The organism is Bradyrhizobium sp. (assembly GCF_035701725.1).
GTDB lineage: Bacteria > Pseudomonadota > Alphaproteobacteria > Rhizobiales > Xanthobacteraceae > Bradyrhizobium.
The window spans coordinates 1-15147 of the sequence record NZ_DASSRP010000404.1 but is presented as its reverse complement, the minus strand read 5'-3'; the positions used below and the strand labels follow the sequence as shown (position 1 = coordinate 15147).

Here is a 15147-nt window from a genome sequence, read left to right as displayed (position 1 = left end):
CGCACCAGCGTCCGGCTCATACCGAAACGAAGACCGAGTTCGTCCTCCGGCAGCTTGGTACCGGGAGGCAGCGCCTGCTCGATGATCGCCTGCCGCAGGGCCTGGCAAGCCAGATCGACGCGGGTGGATTTCTTGCTCATCAATGGTCCGCCCAGTATTCCGCGAAGGGGTGCTGTCGAGGTGGTTCCAGTCGGCGTTGACCGGCCGAAATCTCGTGTACGGTATCATCGCAAACTGTACACAGAATGCGGAAAAATTAGCCGTGGCGCGCGAATAAGCGGCAATCCAACGCCCAAAGTTTGCGCTCGATCAGCCCCTGAATCCGCAGATAATGCGCCAAACTGGATGGCAGGAGTCGCGGCGTTTGCGCCAAATCTGTATACAAGATTTGCTTCGGTGCCGCTTGGGGAGGCGGTTAAATGGTGGAAAACCTGATCAAATTGCAGCTTAACCAGCAGCAGCTTGAATTGATCGACCGCACCGTTGCGCAAGGCGTCGCACCGGACCGCGCCGCCTTGGTGCGTCTTGCCGTCCGCGAGTACGCCGCTGCGCGAAAGGCCGAGACAGCGGCGAAGCCGAGCGATCTGGAGCCATTGCGATGAGTGCGGCGATGAGCGAGCGGAAAATACTGTTCGAACATGTTTTGGAGCCCGGCACCGGCAAAGCAATCGAGCTTCTGAAGGGGCAGATCCTGCGCATCGAGCAGGTCGAAGGCGGACAGTGCGCAGACTTCAACTGTTTCAACCTGCATGACTACAAGGAGTTCATGCATTGCGGGCGTACCCGCACGGTGCACGGCTTTCATCCGAGCCAAGGCACCTTCATGTGGTCGGCACCGCCGCGCGAGCGGGCCATGCTTTACATTCTTGAGGACACGGTCGGCCGCAATGACGTCCTGTTCCCCCGTTGCAGCGCCTACGTCTACGAGGCGGCCTATGGCTTCGCGGTTCACACCAACTGCCACGACATCCAGGCCGAGGCGCAGCGCGAATACGGTCTGACGCCGGACGACGTGCACGATTCCTTCAACCTGTTCATGTGCACCGGCGTCGACCAGGACGGCCACGCCTATATGACGCGCCAGACGACGAAGCCTGGCGATCATGTGGACCTGCTCGCGCTGATGGATGTGCTGGCGGTGCCGAACGTCTGCGGCGCAGACGTGATGCGCACCAGCAATTTTGCGCTGAAACCGCTCAAGCTCACAGTCTTCGAAGCGACGGAACAAGAGCTGGCGCGCGTACCGAAGACGCCGGTTCTGAAAAGCCAGCGCACGCCGAAGGATTTCCGCAATCCCGTCATCAAGGCCGATCGCGAGCTGCGGCGAGATCCCGCCTACCGGTCCGAATTCCCGAACACGCCGATCCGCATCAGCGAATTGGCGGTGACGTTGTCTGCGGACGAACTGGCCGATTTCAACGCAGTCAAGCGCACCGACATCTATGGCGAGGACGATGCGGCCGCGCTGCGGGACCTGTTGTTCTCGTGGTGGGAAGAGCGGTTCTTGAACGCGCATGCCGGCGCGCCGGCGATCGAGAGCAAATGATGGACGCCGCGACGCCCGAACCGCATGACGTAACCTTCGACTTCCGCGCGCTGTCGCCGCGCGAGAAGTACAAGCTGATGATTGGCACCGTGGTGCCGCGTCCGATCGCGCTGGTGACGACGGTCGATTTGCAGGGCCGCGTCAATGCCGCACCGTTCAGCTTCTTCAATTGCCTGTCGGCCGATCCGCCGATCCTGGCGCTCGGAGTCGAAAACCACCCCGACATGCGCTTCAAGGACACCGGTCTCAACATCCGCCTGACCGAGGTGTTCACGGTCAACATCGTCTCACATACGATTGCGGAAGCGATGCATGTGTGCGGCGTACCGTTTCCGCCCGAACGCGACGAATTGAAGGTGGCTGGCCTCACCGCGATGCCGGGCAAGACGGTGGCGTCCCCGTGGATCAAGGAAGCCCCGGCAGCATTCGAATGTCGCCGTCACGTAACGCTTGAACTCGGCAAGTCACGCCAGATCATCATGGGTGAGATCTTGTTCGCGCATTATCATTCCGACGTGGTCGATGCCGATCGGCTGCATATCGACCCCGCCAAGCTGGACGCGATCGCAAGACTGGGCGGCAACACGTGTTCGACCATCCGCGACCGTTTCGAGATGCTGACCCCGAGTCTGGATGACCTGTCGCCTGCCGACGCCAATCACCCTGTGTGATGGCCCGTAAGTCCGTTCACCGGTGGCCGGCGACCACCCGCAAATCTATGATATGGATCGCCATCCCTTCATGAGGCGGTGATCTGTGCAGAATCCCGAGCGTATCTCAACTCGCCCGCGACATAGGTCGCTTGCACCGCGCGATCATCGCCAAGCGTCATCTGAATGAACAGCGCTTCTTCAAAGCTCTCGGCGAACTGCATCCGGTACTCGATGAGCGGCGTCGATTTCATGTCGAGCACGACAATGTCCGCCTCCATACCCGCAGCAATACTGCCGATCCGGTCTTCCAGATACATGGCGTGCGCCGTCCCTCGCGTCGCCAAATAATAGGCGTGGCGGGCCGATAGGCGATAACTATTGGACTGCGCGGCGCTGTAGGCCGAATTCAGGGTGGCAAGGATTGAAAATGAGGTGCCTCCGCCAACATCGGTGCCGATGCCGGTGCGCACCGGACGATCGTGACGCACAGCGCGCCCGATATTGAAGCAGCCGCTGCCGAGAAAGAAATTGGAGGTCGGACAATGGGCAATCGCCGAGCCGGTCCGATGCATGACCTGCATTTCCTCGTCGCTCAGGTAGATGCCATGGCCGAAAATGGCGCGTGGTCGGCACAATGAGTAGTGATCGTAGACATCGAGATAGCCGTTGCGCTCGGGAAAGAGCTCCTTGACCCAGGCAATCTCGTTCTTGTTCTCGGAAATGTGGGTCTGCAGATAGCATTCGGGATGCTCGCGACAGAGTGCGCCTGCGGCTTCCAATTGCTCGCGTGAGCTGGTCGGCGCAAATCGCGGCGTGACGGCGTACATAAGACGCCCGCGACCGTGCCACTTCGCGATCAACGCCTTGGAGTCGTCATAGCCGGTCTTCGGGGTGTCGAGCAGCGCGGCGGGCGCATTGCGGTCCATCAGCACCTTGCCGGCCGCGAGGCGCAGGCCAAGCGCTTCGGCCTCTTCAAAGAGGGCTTCCGCCGACTGCGGATGCACCGTGCAATAGACGCACGCGGTCGTGATGCCATTGCGCAGGTTTTCCCGCAGGAAAACGCGCGCCACCGATCGGGCGAACTCCTTGTCGGCGTATTTGAGCTCGGTCGGAAACGCATAATCCGTCAACCAATCCAACAGCTGCTCGCTATACGCGGCGATCATGGGTGTTTGAGGAAAATGGACATGGCTGTCGATGAAGCCGGCCGATATCAGCGAGTCCCGGCCGTAGTTCTTCACCTCGGTTCCGGCGGGCAAGCGCCGACCGACGATTTGTGCCGGGCCGAAATCGGTAATCCGGCCGTCTGCCATCGCAACGATGGCATCGGGTTCGTATACCGCGGTCTTTTCAACTCCATGGGTGAATGGATTACCCGTGAAAGTCAGAACGGGACCACGAATGGCGGTTGGCGGCGGTCTTGTGTCGCGATTTTTCAATTCGCCCCCTACCCGCGGCCCCGCTCGCGGCTTCAACGAGATGAAGCGCTTACCGCACCTCCGTCAGCGGACCGATCGGCCCGCGCACGGATATCGACAATGGCTGAAAGAATCCGCTCAGGAGTTGCAGGAGCATCGAGAGACGGCGCCAATTTATAGTCGGTGAGACTAGCGATCGCGTCGCGGATCGCGAGCCATACAGAAATAGCCAGCATCAACGGCGGCTCACCGACCGCCTTTGAACGGAAGATCGTCGCCTCGGCGTTCGGCGCATCGCTCAATATGCGGACATTGAAGCGCGGCGGCACGTCCCTGCTGCCGGGAATCTTATAGGTGGATGGGCCGTGGGTCTTGAGCCGCCCGGCACTGTCCCACCACAGTTCTTCAGTGGTAAGCCAGCCCATGCCCTGCACAAAAGCGCCTTCGATCTGACCGAGATCGAGCGCCGGGTTGAGCGACTTGCCGCAGTCTTGCAAGAGCTCGGCGCGCAGAACCCGCATCTCGCCTGTCAGCGTGTCAATCGCGACTTCGGTGGCGGCCACGCCGTAGACGAAGTAGTAGAACGGCCGTCCCGTGTTGGTTTGAAAGTCCCAATTGATCTTTGGCGTGCGATAATATCCCGTTGCCGACAAGGATACCCGCTGATCCCAGCACAGGAGCGCAAGTTCGCTGAACGACAGACTGCGGTTTCCCGCATAGATCCGGTTTGCAGCGAAAAGGATCTCGCTTTCGGGCACGTCGAAATGGTTCGCCGCGATCGCGGTCATCCGTCCCTTGATCTGCTCGGCGGCATTGAGAGCCGCCATGCCATTGAGATCGGAGCCGCATGATGCCGCCGTCGGCGAGGTATTGGGGACTTTGGCGGTCGTGGTCGCCGAAACGCGAATATTCTCGATATCGATCTGGAAGGCTTCGGCGACGACCTGCGCCACCTTGATGAACAGGCCCTGCCCCATTTCCGTGCCGCCGTGATTGAGCGTCACGCTTCCGTCGGTGTAGACACTGACCAGCGCGCCGGCCTGGTTGAGCGCCGGACGGTTGAACGAGATGCCGAACTTGATCGGCATTGTCGCGAGCCCCTTCTTGATGACGGGACTTACGCGGTTGAACGCCAAAACCTCCTCGCGCCAGCCGGCGAGGTCAACGGTACGTTCCAGTTCGTCCGTCATGCGCTCGAGGATGTTGTCTTCGACCTTCATGCCGTACGGCGTCACGTCATTGCGGCCAATGCCGTAGAAATTCCGCCGCCGCAGCTCCTCGAGGGGTATTCCGAGGCGCCTCGCCACGGTGTCGAGGATCGTCTCGATCGCAAACATTCCCTGCGGTCCACCGTAGCCACGAAACGCTGTGTTCGACACGGTATTGGTCTTGCACGGCAAGGCGACGAACCTGAGGCTTGGCAGCCAGTAGCCGTTGTCGGCGTGGCAAAGCGCGCGGGTGATCACCGCGGGGGTGTGATCGGCTACATTGCCGCCGTTGGCTGCGAGCATCAGATCGAGGGCCAGGATTCGGCCGTCACCGTCGAAGCCGATGTCATAGCGGAAGAGAAACGGATGGCGCTTGCCCGTGGCACGCATGTCATCGTCGCGCGGAAGTCTGAGCTTGACCGGCCTTCCGGCCTTGCGGGCGAGCACCGCGGCGATCCCAGCGATCATCGTCGCCTGGCTTTCCTTGCCACCGAAGCCCCCGCCCATCCGCCTGACTTCTACGGTCACCATGTTGAAGGGCAGCCCGAGCAGGTGCGCCACCCCATGCTGCACCTCGGTCGGATGCTGGGTCGATGAATAGACCACCATGTCAGGCCCTTCGCCGGGCACCGCCAGCGCAACCTGCCCCTCGAGATAGAAATGATCCTGGCCACCGCAGGCAAATTCCCCTGAGAGCCTGTGTGGAGCACCTTTTAGTTCTGCTTCCACATCGCCGCGCTGCATCGTCTGCGGCGGCGAAACATAGAGCTTGCGCTCGATCGCTTCGTTCAACGAAACAACAGCGGGCAGCACCTCGTAGTCGATTTTGACGAGCTTCGCTGCCGCCCGGGCATGATCCAGCGTGTCCGCGGCTACGGCGACGACCGGTTGGCCTTCATATTCGACGACGTCCTTGGGAAGCAGCGGCTCGTCGCTGCGGATCGGACCGATGTCGTTTTTCCCCGGAATGTCGGCCGCGACGATCGCAGCAACGACGCCGGGGCAAGCAAGCGCGCGCGACAGGTCGATCTGCCGAATGCGGGCATGCGCATGCGGGCTGAGCACCAACGCAGCGTGCAATGTCTCCGGCACAACCGGCACGTCATCGACGTAAAGCGCGCGGCCTGTCAGATGGCCGACGGCACTGTCGTGGCGAACCGGCGCATGTGCGCCACCCCGTATGGATCGCAGGATCGGTTCGTTCATAGCAGCTCCAGGCGCAGCGGTGCCTCGGTCGTCGTTTCCAGCTGAAGCCGACGGAATAAATTGGCCGCGGCGCGCAATCGGTAGGCGGCGCTGCCGCGATGATCGTCAATTGGCGAGAAATCGCGCGCAACCTCGGCGTCGATGCCGGCAAGCGTTTCAGCCGTCCACGGTCGTCCGGTCAAAGCCTTCTCGGCCGAAACCGCGCGGGCCGGTTGCGCAGCCATTCCGCCAAACACCGCGCGCAAATCGCGAACGACCGAATTTTGCACGTCAATCCGGAACGCGCCAATCGTCGTCGAGATATCCTGATCGAAACGCTTTGATATCTTGTAGGCGAAGAAGCGCTGGTTCGCCCGAAGGCGCGGCACGTGGATGGTCTCGATGAATTCGCCCGGCTGCAGCACGGTCTTGCGATAGCCCGTGATGAAACTTTCGACCGATACGCGGCGCGTGCCGGCCGCCGATCGCAACGTCAGCATTGCCTCGAGTGCGATCAGGCATGGCGGCGTATCGCCAATCGGCGAGGCATTCGCAAGGTTGCCGGCGATGGTACCGAGATTGCGGATCTGCCGCGACCCGATGCGGCGCACCAGGTCTGCGAACTCTGGAACGTGCTCATCAAGGTATGGCAGCGCCTCGGAATAGGTCACTGCTGCACCGATCTGGATGGTCTCCGCTCCAACCTCAATCCGCTTCAGTTCCGGTACGCGGGAAGTGGAGATGAGAGCTCTTGGCTGCTTGTGGTCCTTGCTGAAGAGCAGACCGAGATCGGTACCGCCGCCGAGGAATTGTGCATCAGGGTAGTCTCTCGCGACCTCAACGAGCTCGGCGAGCGAACGCGGTGTCAAAAAGATCAGGTTGTCATCCCTGTAATCCGCACAGGACGGCAGCGCCTCCAGCGCGGAGGGCTGCTCCAACAACGGCCGCCGATCGGCGTCGGCGGTGTCGGCCTCCAGGCGACGGCAGGCCGCGACGATCGAGCGATAGCCGGTGCAGCGGCAAAGATTACCCGAAAGCATCTCATGGATGTTGTCGTCGGTCGCCGGCTCGCCGCCCTGTTGGAAGGCAGCCATCGACATCACGAATCCCGGCGTGCAAAATCCGCACTGGGTGCCGTCGTTTTCCAGAAGTGCCTGTTGTACGGGATGCAGTTCATCGCGTTGAGCGGTCAGGCCCTCGACCGTGAACACCGCTGCCCCATCGAGCTGGGGAACCAACAAGAGACAGGAGTTGATCGCGCGATAGGCCGGTTGCCCGTCCTCGAGCCGGCAAACAACGATCGTGCAGGCACCACAGTCGCCTTCGGCGCAGCCTTCCTTGGTGCCGATCATGCGCTCGGTCTCGCGCAAGTACCGCAGGACAGTCGTCGCCGGAGCTACGTCGGTGACACGGCGCAAGACCCCGTTAAGAAGGAAATGAATAGCCATTCGCAAATCTTGGCACACCTGCGGCCCGCATGACAGCAATATCGTTCGACGGGTCCAGCCATCGAGGGGATCGGCGGTCCCGCGACGGAGGCCGTTGTTTCTTGATCCCGTCCCGATAGATAATGGAGCAACTGTCGGTGTGGGTGGGAACCAGCCGTGCTTAGGCTTTAGGCACGAATGTTGTTCTCGTGCGCAACTCGACCACGGAAGCTGGCCCGCTTGCTAAGAAGATGCCGAAGTCCTTGGCATCGCCAAGTACGAGATTGATCTGCTGGGTATCACGAAGCTAGCTCGCCGCGGCAGGCGCAAGCCGCACGGATCGCCATCACATGCCGGCATCAGCCGTGAACTCTGTAGGTCTTCCGCGCAGACTGGATACGAAAATGACGCGGCGTGCTTGACAAACGATTCTGTCCAGCGCCGCGCGAATAGTCAGCCGTTTTTTCCGTAGCTGTCCTTTGCGGCCGCGGCACTGACATAGCCGAGCCGGACGTCGCGCTCGACAAGCTCCCGCGCACGCAATCTGGCTTCGCCGAAGCCGCCGCCACCCGACGTCTCGAGCCGAACGACATCCCCTCTTTTCAGCATCATGTTCGTAACCTTGGACGGTAGCGCCTGCGTTTGACCGTCGCGGACCAAGTACAGCGCACTCGGCGCTGCGGGCCCGCCGCCGGCCAGACCGAAGGGGCGGAACTTGAAACGATCGAGATTGGTCGAAAGCTGCGCCATCGCACAATCGATCCGCCACTCGCGCCAAAGACCCAAGCCACCGCGTCGCTGGCCGGGACCGCCGGTATCGGTCAACAGCCCGTAGCCAAGGAAGGTCACCGGCATGTCGCTTTCGATCATCTCCATCGGAATGTTCGCATTGTTGTGCATGCCGAACGACAGTGCCGAGGCACCGTCCGAGTCGGGCAGTGCTCCGGCACCACCGACCTCGATCTCAACCAAAACCCGACGGCCAAGCTCGGGATCGATGGTCTGTAACGTGACGACGTAGGACACCGCGTAATAGGCGGCCGGCATGCGCGACGGGACGGCTTGATGCAGGGCTCCAAACAACACCGTGGCCAGTCGATGGCCGATGGCAATACGGTGCACGACGGGAGCCGGCGCGACGGCGCTCACACACAAGCCCGGCGGGGCAACGATCTTGACCGGACGATAGCAGCCTGCGTTCGCCGCGATCGGCACGTCGGCGGATGCAATCAGCGCATAGAATACCGTTGAGCACGTCGACGACAGCGTTGCGTTACTTGGCCCCATCGCCTGCGGGCTGCAGCCGGACAGATCGACCGTGAGTTCGTCTCCCCGCACCGTCAATTTGGCACGGATACGCAGCGGCGCATCCGATATCCCATCATCATCGATATGATCCTCGAATTCGTAGCTACCATCGGGGATGCGGCCAATCACCGCCCGCATGGCAGCCTCGGATCGATCGAGCAATTGACGGAGCGCCGCTTCGAAACGCGTTTGTCCGAGCTTTGCTGCGAGGCGCTCCACGCTTGCCGCGCCGATATGCAGCGAGGCGAGCTGCGACTGCAGGTCTCCCCATAGAATGTCCGGCTGGCGAACATTCTGCAGGATGATGTCGCGAATCGGCTCATTGAGCTTGCCGCCTTCGACAAGCATCACGGGCGGTATGCGAAGGCCTTCCTGGAAAATCTCCGTGGCGCTCGATCCGTAACTGCCAGGCGATGAGCCCCCGACATCGAGATGGTGGCACAGCGTTCCGACAAACCCGATACGGCGGCCGTCCCGGAACACCGCCTTGAAGGCGACGATATCGGGCAGATGCTGGCCTCCGCAGTACGGATCGTTGGATATCACGATGTCGTTCGGGCCCCACCGATCCGGCGGAATGTGACGAGCCAGTATCTCGGTGAGGAAATAGCTCATCGAATTGAGGTGGCTCGGGATACGTGCGGCCTGCGCGACGTTCCAGCCGTCGCGATCGAAGATCGCGGTCGAATAATCGAGCAGTTCCCGCACGATCGTCGAGCGGCTCGTGCGCCAGACGGTGACGTCCATTTCGGCGGCCGCTGCGGTCAGAGCGTTGTAGATGATCTCGAGCTCTATCGGCGAAATCGCGACGTCAGCCACGCTCACATTCATTCCTGCCTCCCCGCTACAAGGTGGCCGCTCGTCTCGCGCCGACACGTCCATCCCTCGGCCAGAAGGACGCTCGTATAGGCTTCTTCGATTACGGCCGGCCCCCTGACGCTGGTGCCCACCGCAAGATCGTCACGATTCCAGACCGCGATATCTCGCCACCGCCCGCCAAGCCAGACCTTGCGTGCCCCGGCGGGGCGGCCGCCATCTGGCACCGGCGGCGGTTTCGCTGCAGGCTTGGCGAGGCGGCCGATGGCCGAAGCGCGCAACGACACGATCTCGACGGCAGATCCCGGATTGGAATAAGAGAAACGCTGACAATGCAGATCGTGAAAATCGGCGATCAGTGTCGACAACGCCGGCTCGTCGAGCCGCAACGAGCGAAACGGAACCGTAAGTTCGAACGCCTGCCCCTTGTAGTGCATATCAGCCGCGAGCTCGATGTGACGCTCGTTCTCAGGGATGGCGTCGGCTTCAAGCCTTGCCCGCGCGTCGGCGAGAAGGTTTTCCAGGAGAGGCTCGATGATCCCGAGGTGCTCGGGCTTCGCGTCGAGAACGCGCGAACGAACGAGGTCATGGATCAGATCCGAATGGAGGATGCCGTAGGCGGATAACGTGCTGGCATTTTGCGGGAAGACGACGCGGCGAATTCCCGTCTCATCCGCGACCGCAACCGCGTGCAGCCCGGCGGCACCGCCAAAGGCGATCATGGTGAACTCGCGCGGATCGACCCCCTTCTCGAACAACGATAAGCGGATCGCGGCGCCCATATTGGCGTTGGTAACCGCCAGCAATCCCTCCGCCGCCGCCTCAACCGAAAGACCGAGCGGTTTGGCGACCTCGGTATCGACTACAGTGCGCGCGGCTTCGAGATCGAGACGCATTCCGCCGCCCAGGAATTTTTCACCGTCAAGGCGGCCAAGCGTGACATTGGCGTCGGTGACGGTCGGCCCGGTGCCGCCGCGACCATAGCAGGCAGGGCCTGGCCGCGAGCCGGCACTTTCAGGCCCGACTGTGAGCCGCTTGTCGTTCGCCACCTTGGCGAGCGAGCCGCCGCCGGCACCGATGGCGCGGATTTCGACCATCGGGATGCGCACCGGCATGCGGTCGACCTCGCCTTGCATGACGACGTTGACCCGCCCATTGCGCACGACGGAAACGTCGAAACTTGTCCCGCCCATGTCGACGCCGATGAGATTGTCTTCCCCGAGAACCGCGCTCAATAGCGCACAGGCCGCGCTTCCGCCCGACGGCCCCGACAGCAGAAGACGCACCGGCTCCAGCGCAGCCGTCCTTGCCGAACATACCCCCCCGTTCGACTGCACCAGAAGCAACCGCGGAGCGAAGCCTTCCGCTTCCATGCGCCGGCTGAGCTTGTCGAGATATCCCGCGATCACCGGGATCAACAGCGCGTTGAGCACCGTGGTCGAGGTGCGCTCGTACTCGCGGATCTCTGCGCTCAAGGCGCTCGAGCAGGAGACTTTGAGCGCAGGCCGCACTTTTGCAAGATAATCGGCAATGCGCTGCTCGTGCTCCGGATTGAGGTACGAATTCATCAGGCAGACGGCCACGCAGGCCGGATCGATCTTTTCGATCCTCTCGCCGAGGGTTTCCAACCCGGCCGGCGTCAACGCCATCTCGACACTGCCATCCGCTCGCACTCTTTCCGCGATCCCGATCCGGCGATCGCGCGCGATGAGGGTCGGCGGCTGCGGCGGATTGAGCGCATAGACTTCTCGGCGAACGTGGCGGCCGATCTCCAAAACATCCTCGAATCCGGCCGTGGTCACGAGCACGGCTTTGGGAAGCTTGCGCTCGAGGATCGCGTTGGTCGCGATCGTCGTGCCGTGGAGCAAAAAGCCTACATCGGCGAGCGTGAAGCCGTAACGATCCGCGGCCTGTTTGATTCCGGTCATCAGGCCAATCGAAGGGTCTTCCGGCGTCGTCGGGGTCTTGAAGCCAAAAATAGCGCCCGAGCGGGCATCAAAAATCTGCAGATCCGTAAAAGTGCCGCCGATATCAACGCCGATCCTGACCGGCGGAACTTCCCTCATCGTCACTTGAACTGCCCCGAATTCGATGCACGGTGAACGCTTTAGACAATCCTACACTGATCCGATCATCGCGCCAGCATGCTAGGAGGGCATTCCCAAAGGCGCTTTGCCTAGATAGCGTGCATTGTCGATGCCGACGGACTTTCGGAGCGTCGGATCACGCCGTCGATCGGCTGGTGTGAAAATTGCAGAAAGGAAATCGGCGAGCGGAGGAGAAGTCTAGGTGAGACCCTCACGTCATGGAATGCTGCCGGCAATTGCCGCATTGTGGCTTGCAACCGCAGTGACGGCTTCAGCGCAGCAAAAGCTGACCATCACGGTCGTGACCCAACCCTTCGGCACGCAGCCGCAGTTTACCAGGGTAGATCAGCCGATTCTGCGCGACGGGCTGAAGGCCAAATCAAACGGACAAATCGACGTCAAGCTTTCGGCCTGGCCGGAGATGGGACTGAACGGCCCTGAAGTCCTTCGCCTTGTGCGCGCCGGCCAAGTCGACATAGGAGCCGCCCCACTCTCAACCGTTTCCGGCGACGTTCCCTTCCTCGACGGGATTGATCTGGCAGGCCTGCATCCGGACATCGAACAGGCGCGACAGGCCGCAGCCGCAATGGTGCCACTTGCCAATAAGGAACTGGAGAGGTTCGGCAGCCAGATCATCGCCGTGTATCCCTTCCCCGCGCAAGTCATCTGGTGCCGCCAGCCAGTCTCCAGCCTTGCCGAGCTCCGCGGCCGAAAGATCCGAACCTTCGGCGCTTCGCTCAATGACTTCGTCACCGCCATCGGCGCCCAGCCGGTGTCGATCGGATTTCCGGAGGTTTACAGCGCGCTCGAGCGTGGCGTTGCCGACTGCGGTGTGACCGGCACCGGCTCGGGCAATGCAGCCAAGTGGTACGAGGTGACGACCAGCATCTATAACCTCGCCGTCGGATGGGCGGTGGCGGCCTATTACGTCAACATCGCGTGGTGGAAAAAGCTCGACCAGCCGACGAAAGATCTGATCCTGGGAACGATGAAGGAAGTCGAGCCCGCGCAATGGAAACTCGGCGCGGAAGCCACCCAGGATGGTCTCGATTGCAATGCCGGGAATGCGCAAGCCTGCAAGATCCACACCCTTGTCACCGACAAGCCGCTGAAGGTTGTGGACGCGACGCCGGAAGACAAAGCCGCCCTCAAGAAGATTGTCGAGACCGTGGTCATTCCGGGATGGGTGAAACGCTGTGGCTCGCGTTGCGGGGACGTCTACAACGAGGTGGTTGCACCGATCACCGGACTGAAATTCACCGCAAACTGACAGCGGCGCCGAAAGCTCGCCCGGACAAGATGACGTCGACCTCGAAGGTCGAGACAGCAAGGACGAATGAAGGAGAATTCCGGCTCGATGTCGAGTGCTGCAGACGAACGTGAACTCCGCATCGCGACGGGCGGATTGAGGTTTCCGCGATTGATGCGGCGAGCCGCGGCTTCACTGGCCGCGTTCATGAATTATGTGGCCGGCTGGAATTTCATTCTTTGCGCCGTGTTCATTACGATCGACGTGCTGTGTCGCAACTTCGGCGGATTCTCCTCCAGCGCCACCACCGAGATCACAAGTTACATGCTCGCCTTCGGCATCGCCTGGGGACTGGCGCATGGGCTCGCGACGCGCTCCCACATTCGCATCGACGTATTGGTTAATCGCCTGCCGCCCCGCCTGCGTCAGTATCTTCATGCGTTTGCCCTGCTTCTCCTGGCCGCATTATCCCTGTTCCTCTCCTGGTGCGCATGGAGCCTGGTCGACGAAAGTGTCCTGTTCAACGCCAAGGACACCAGCGCATTGGCGATCCCGCTCGTGATACCCCAGGGCTTGTGGGCCATCGGCATCACGATGCTTGCGATTTTCGCCGTCGTTCTGCTGATCGAAGTGGTTTGCCTGCTCGCGGCCGGCGATGCCGCGGAGATCGACAAACTGCTTGGTCCGCGCGGATACCAGGAAGAAACGCAGGAGGCGCTGGAGGCAGTCGGCATGGCGACGGCGCGCAGTACAAACGTTGGAGACGATCAACCGTGATTGCCATCCTCTTCCTGCTGGTTTTGCTTGCGATCGCTATTTTTGCGGCGAGCCAGGGTGCCGCCGCGCTGCCGACCGGCGAGATCATGATGCTGGTCGGGCTCTTCCTCGTGTTCTTCGGATCGGGCGTCTATATCGCCGTCGTGCTGGGAGCGCTGGCACTATTATCCGGGTTCATCTTCTCCGACCGACCGTTCTGGTTGTTCCTGGGACAGGTGATCTGGGGACCATCGTCGAGCTTTGTTCTGGTAGCCGTACCGCTGTTTTTGCTGATGGGCGAGATCCTGTTGCGATCGGGCCTCTCGGAGCAACTGTATCGCGCGCTCAATGTCTGGATGCGCCGCTGGCCGGGCGGCCTGTTGCATACGAACATCGCCGCCTGCGCAGTGTTCTCGGCGATCTCGGGATCGAGCGTGGCAACCGCCGCAACCATGGGGTCGGTCGCGCTGCCCTATTTCGAGAAAACGGCTTACAACCAACGCATGGTGCTGGGCTCTCTCGCCGCCGGCGGGGCGCTCGGCAATCTGATCCCACCCGGCATCACGTTCATCGTTTATGGGCTCATGACCGAGACGTCGGTCGGCAAGATGTACATCGCCGCCATCGTCCCGAGTGCGCTCGTGTGCCTGCTGTTTTTCGCCGTCATTCTCGTGCACGGCATGCGTCGGCCGAGCAAGGAAACGCCCCCGCCGGCGACCGCACGCGAAAGATGGCAGAGCCTCGTCGACCTGCTGCCGACCTCGCTATTGATACTCATCGTGCTCGGAACGATCTATGGCGGCGTCGCGACGCCGACCGAAGCCGCAGCACTTGGCGTGGTGGCCGCCATCGTGTTTGCCCTCGTCGCCCGCAAGCTCAGCTTCCGCCTTTTGCAGGAATCGGCGGAAGCGACCGCGCGCAACACCTCGATGCTCGGCCTGATCCTGTTCGGTGCGTACATGCTGAACTTCATCATGACGCAACTGCGCGTGCCGCAGTCGATGGCGGAAGTCGTGAGCGCTCTGCCGCTGCCGGCCTGGGCAATCATGCTGGTCATCATCGGGTTTTATCTTGCGCTCGGCACTTTCATGGAGGGCTTCTCCATGATCATCACGACGATTCCGGTGGTGTTTCCCGTCGTAAAATCTCTCGGCTATGACCCGATCTGGTTCGGTGTGATTGTAACCATGCTGATCGAGATCGCCATGATCAGCCCACCGGACGGCACAGTCATGTACGTCCTGCAGGGCATGCGGCGTACGCCGGGGCCAATAACCGACGTTTTCAGCGGGGTGATGCCCTTCGTCGGCGTCTACATGCTGGCCGTTCTGATTCTGTTGTTGTTCCCGAGCCTCGCGCTTGTGCTCGTGCCGCGTTAGTTGCCTGCGCCCTCAGCTCACAAGCGCGACGACACGATTTCATGTCTGCTGAGGTCGACCATGGTGCCGCGAGCCTGCGAGGTTGTGGGCCGCGCGAGACCCATCGCGTCGCAGA

11 protein-coding genes are annotated in these 15147 nt (G+C 61.6%); 6 read left to right on the top strand and 5 right to left on the bottom strand.

What is annotated here, in order from left to right; translation table 11 throughout:
* The first annotated feature begins 419 nt into the window (after positions 1-419).
* Genes VFL62_RS24590 through VFL62_RS24580 form a run of 3 tightly spaced genes read left to right on the top strand, consistent with a single transcriptional unit; the run spans position 420 to position 2217 of the window.
* Positions 420-602, top strand: coding sequence for a hypothetical protein (locus VFL62_RS24590; RefSeq protein ID WP_325174992.1), 183 nt, complete (start codon positions 420-422; stop codon positions 600-602).
* Between the two features lie 8 nt (positions 603-610).
* Positions 611-1546, top strand: coding sequence for an urea carboxylase-associated family protein (locus tag VFL62_RS24585; protein WP_325174991.1), 936 nt, complete (start codon positions 611-613; stop codon positions 1544-1546).
* Positions 1546-2217 carry a flavin reductase family protein gene (locus VFL62_RS24580; protein WP_325174993.1) on the top strand — a complete coding sequence of 224 codons (672 nt, stop codon included), beginning with the start codon at positions 1546-1548 and terminating at the stop codon, positions 2215-2217. The genes VFL62_RS24585 and VFL62_RS24580 overlap by 1 nt, the downstream gene beginning before the upstream one ends.
* A gap of 68 nt (positions 2218-2285) precedes the next feature.
* Here VFL62_RS24580 and guaD read toward each other — a convergent pair whose 3' ends face one another.
* The 5 genes from guaD to VFL62_RS24555 all read right to left on the bottom strand — a co-directional run bounded on the left by guaD (position 2286) and on the right by VFL62_RS24555 (position 11627).
* Entirely contained in the window at positions 2286-3638 is a 1353-nt protein-coding gene (gene guaD, locus VFL62_RS24575) for a guanine deaminase (RefSeq protein WP_325174990.1), read from the bottom strand.
* 32 nt (positions 3639-3670) lie between these two features.
* The gene (gene xdhB, locus VFL62_RS24570; RefSeq protein WP_325174989.1) at positions 3671-6031 is read right to left on the bottom strand and encodes a xanthine dehydrogenase molybdopterin binding subunit; all 2361 of its coding nucleotides are present in this window, start codon (positions 6029-6031) and stop codon (positions 3671-3673) included.
* Positions 6028-7458, bottom strand: coding sequence for a xanthine dehydrogenase small subunit (gene xdhA / locus VFL62_RS24565; RefSeq protein ID WP_325174988.1), 1431 nt, complete (start codon positions 7456-7458; stop codon positions 6028-6030). The genes xdhB and xdhA overlap by 4 nt, the downstream gene beginning before the upstream one ends.
* Before the next feature lie 432 nt (positions 7459-7890).
* Complete coding sequence (locus VFL62_RS24560) at positions 7891-9576, bottom strand: hydantoinase B/oxoprolinase family protein (protein ID WP_325174987.1); 1686 nt, start codon at positions 9574-9576, stop codon at positions 7891-7893.
* Positions 9573-11627 carry a hydantoinase/oxoprolinase family protein gene (locus VFL62_RS24555; protein WP_325174986.1) on the bottom strand — a complete coding sequence of 685 codons (2055 nt, stop codon included), beginning with the start codon at positions 11625-11627 and terminating at the stop codon, positions 9573-9575. Before VFL62_RS24555 ends, VFL62_RS24560 begins: the two co-directional genes overlap by 4 nt.
* Before the next feature lie 223 nt (positions 11628-11850).
* On the opposite strand from VFL62_RS24555, the gene VFL62_RS24550 reads away from it, so the two are divergent.
* From VFL62_RS24550 to VFL62_RS24540, 3 genes are all read left to right on the top strand, one after another.
* Positions 11851-12918: a TRAP transporter substrate-binding protein gene (locus VFL62_RS24550; RefSeq protein ID WP_325174985.1), complete on the top strand. Its 1068-nt coding sequence runs from the start codon at positions 11851-11853 to the stop codon at positions 12916-12918.
* Positions 12919-13005: 87 nt separating this feature from the next.
* A complete protein-coding gene (locus VFL62_RS24545) occupies positions 13006-13674 on the top strand; it encodes a TRAP transporter small permease (RefSeq protein ID WP_325174984.1) in 669 nt (222 codons plus the stop codon).
* Positions 13671-15032, top strand: a complete 1362-nt coding sequence (locus tag VFL62_RS24540) for a TRAP transporter large permease (protein WP_325174983.1) — start codon at positions 13671-13673, stop codon at positions 15030-15032. Before VFL62_RS24545 ends, VFL62_RS24540 begins: the two co-directional genes overlap by 4 nt.
* Positions 15033-15147 lie beyond the last annotated feature (115 nt).

Excerpts from the sequence above, each read along its gene's own strand:
- VFL62_RS24590 (WP_325174992.1), top strand. The coding sequence starts at position 420 with ATGGTGGAAAACCTGATCAAATTGCAGCTTAACCAGCAGCAGCTTGAA.
- VFL62_RS24585 (WP_325174991.1), top strand. The coding sequence starts at position 611 with ATGAGCGAGCGGAAAATACTGTTCGAACATGTTTTGGAGCCCGGCACC.
- VFL62_RS24580 (WP_325174993.1), top strand. The coding sequence starts at position 1,546 with ATGGACGCCGCGACGCCCGAACCGCATGACGTAACCTTCGACTTCCGC.
- xdhB (WP_325174989.1), bottom strand. The coding sequence starts at position 6,031 with ATGAACGAACCGATCCTGCGATCCATACGGGGTGGCGCACATGCGCCG.
- xdhA (WP_325174988.1), bottom strand. The coding sequence starts at position 7,458 with ATGGCTATTCATTTCCTTCTTAACGGGGTCTTGCGCCGTGTCACCGAC.
- VFL62_RS24560 (WP_325174987.1), bottom strand. The coding sequence starts at position 9,576 with ATGAATGTGAGCGTGGCTGACGTCGCGATTTCGCCGATAGAGCTCGAG.
- VFL62_RS24555 (WP_325174986.1), bottom strand. The coding sequence starts at position 11,627 with ATGAGGGAAGTTCCGCCGGTCAGGATCGGCGTTGATATCGGCGGCACT.
- VFL62_RS24545 (WP_325174984.1), top strand. The coding sequence starts at position 13,006 with ATGTCGAGTGCTGCAGACGAACGTGAACTCCGCATCGCGACGGGCGGA.